The 1,739-nt window shown below is 40.0% G+C and carries 1 protein-coding gene; it reads right to left on the reverse strand.

All coding sequences use genetic code 11. From position 1 onward, the window contains the following. Positions 1 to 244: 244 nt before the first annotated feature. The gene (tuf, locus tag ACMZ6U_RS10270; RefSeq protein ID WP_115130536.1) at positions 245 to 1,441 is read right to left on the reverse strand and encodes an elongation factor Tu; all 1,197 of its coding nucleotides are present in this window, start codon (positions 1,439 to 1,441) and stop codon (positions 245 to 247) included. Positions 1,442 to 1,739: the final 298 nt, after the last annotated feature.

Consider the following 1,739-nt stretch of genomic DNA (forward strand, 5'->3'; position numbering starts at 1 on the left):
TAAAACTAAAATTCTCATCGCTTTGAATACTAAAAGGGTCAGGGGAGTGACCCTTTTAGGTTGTCTCTCAAAAACCGGAAAGAGAGAAAAAGAGAGAACCAGAACGATTCTCTCTAGATGTTAATTATAAGTCACCCCCAACAGTTGACGAAGAGCCAAAATAAAAAAGCACTCCCCTAAGGAAGTGCTCAATTAGAAGTTGTCTGACTCTAATTGTTATTTTGGGAAAACTTAATTGTTAAAATTAAGCTTCGATTTCTGAAACGATACCTGAACCAACAGTACGTCCACCTTCACGAATAGAGAAAGTAGTACCTTGTTCAACAGCGATTGGGTGGATCAACTCAACTTCAATAGTTACGTTATCACCAGGCATTACCATTTCAGTACCTTCTGGCAATTTGATTGAACCAGTTACGTCAGTTGTACGGAAGTAGAACTGAGGACGGTAGTTGTCGAAGAATGGAGTGTGACGTCCACCTTCTTCTTTAGAAAGAACGTAGACTTCACCTTTGAATTTAGTGTGTGGGTTGATTGAACCTGGTTTAGCAAGAACTTGACCACGTTCGATTTCATCACGTTGAACACCACGAAGAAGAACACCAACGTTATCTCCAGCAAGACCTTCGTCAAGTTGTTTACGGAACATTTCAACACCAGTAACAACTGCTTTAGAGATTTCGTCTTTGATACCAACGATTTCAACTTCGTCGTTAACTTTAACAGTACCACGGTCGATACGTCCTGAAGCAACAGTACCACGTCCAGTGATTGAGAATACATCCTCGACTGGAAGAAGCAATGGTTTGTCAGTATCGCGTTCTGGTTCTGGAATGTATGAGTCAACGATTGACATCAATTCCATGATAACGTCTTCTTGAGCTGAATCACCTTCAAGAGCTTTAAGAGCTGAACCTTGAACAACTGGAAGATCATCACCTGGGAAATCGTATTCTGAAAGAAGGTCACGGATTTCCATTTCAACCAACTCAAGCAACTCTTCATCATCAACAAGGTCAACTTTGTTCATGAAGACGATAAGGTTTTTAACACCAACCTGACGTGAAAGAAGGATGTGCTCACGAGTTTGTGGCATTGGTCCGTCAGTTGAAGCTACTACAAGGATAGCTCCGTCCATTTGAGCGGCACCAGTGATCATGTTTTTAACGTAGTCCGCGTGACCTGGAGCGTCGATGTGAGCATAGTGACGAGCTTCAGTTTCATACTCAACGTGTGCAGTGTTGATTGTGATTCCGCGTTCGCGTTCTTCTGGAGCAGCATCGATAGACGCATAGTCTTTTGGTTGGTTAACTGATGAAGGCAAGCGACGTGCCAATACAGTTGTGATAGCTGCTGTCAATGTAGTTTTACCGTGGTCAACGTGTCCAATTGTACCAATGTTAACGTGTGGTTTACTACGATCGTATTTTTCTTTTGCCATTTTAGGAAAAGCCTCCAATAAAATATATTTTATAGATAGACAGTAGGCAATACGGTCTAACTTTACCCTCTTATTCTATCAAAATGTCATAGAATTGCAAGTGTTTTATACACTTTTCAGTATTTTCACCATTTTTGGGTATCTACTAAGGAGAGAGATAAATAAGATTGCAAGATATTACAAGTATTTAGCTACCTTCTTCAACATTTAATCTAATTATCGCAATAATCATAGAACTAAAATCATCAAGTAGCTACTTATTGAGATTGAATAATATTTACTCGTGGTGCTAGTTGAT

This window comes from Streptococcus pluranimalium, assembly GCF_047785745.1.
Lineage (GTDB): Bacteria > Bacillota > Bacilli > Lactobacillales > Streptococcaceae > Streptococcus > Streptococcus pluranimalium_B.

Coding starts and splice junctions, on each gene's coding strand:
- tuf (WP_115130536.1), bottom strand. CDS start 1,441: ATGGCAAAAGAAAAATACGATCGTAGTAAACCACACGTTAACATTGGT.